The organism is Bacteroides faecichinchillae JCM 17102 (assembly GCF_000614145.1).
Classification (GTDB): Bacteria; Bacteroidota; Bacteroidia; order Bacteroidales; family Bacteroidaceae; genus Bacteroides; species Bacteroides faecichinchillae.
The window spans coordinates 1-650 of record NZ_BAKK01000137.1 but is presented as its reverse complement, the minus strand read 5'-3'; the positions used below and the strand labels follow the sequence as shown (position 1 = coordinate 650).

Genomic DNA, 650 nt, shown 5'->3' with positions numbered 1-650 from the left:
CGTCTGCCTAGCTAATTCTCCTCTTTCCATATCAGAATCCTTAGGAGCAGGGGAATCCATTTCTCCATCTAATATTTTTTTATATCCTGCATTGTAAGGTTACTTCTATGATAACTTGGAATATTATATTTAAGATATAATCCATCTGCTGTGATTGTATCTTTCTGTCCGTATACAGGGATTAAGTATACAATGACGCATATTATTGATAATAATCTTTTTATATTATTCATGTTTGTAAATTGTTTTATGCGACATTATTATCACCCATCAATCTTCAAACCAAAATGCTTCCTCCACATCCTTAATATATTTCTCAATATTCTTATTCCCTTTTTTAGTAACCAGAAATGAGACAGTCAGATGCTCTCCCCATTTTGTCATCATCAAGTCCATCTTATGTGTATATTTACCCATATATACGGATTTCTTGCTTTTAATCGGATAGGTAATCACATACTGTGCGTTAAACGTTTCCTTTGCCTTTTCCGGCGGCCACATGGTTATTTTCTTTTTAATCTCTTGTATTTCTTCCTCTGTTATTTCTTTAAATGACATAGGGGTTACATTTAGCCTTTCCCTGATCCTACCAAACACATTTATTGGCAATCTATCGATAGACTTGTTTGGTTTCATTTCCTTCCCTTTTA

General features: G+C 33.5%; 1 pseudogene. It reads right to left on the bottom strand.

What is annotated here, in order from left to right:
* Positions 1–270 precede the first annotated feature (270 nt).
* Positions 271–650 (bottom strand): annotated as a pseudogene (locus tag JCM17102_RS21120) (hypothetical protein); the annotation flags it as partial.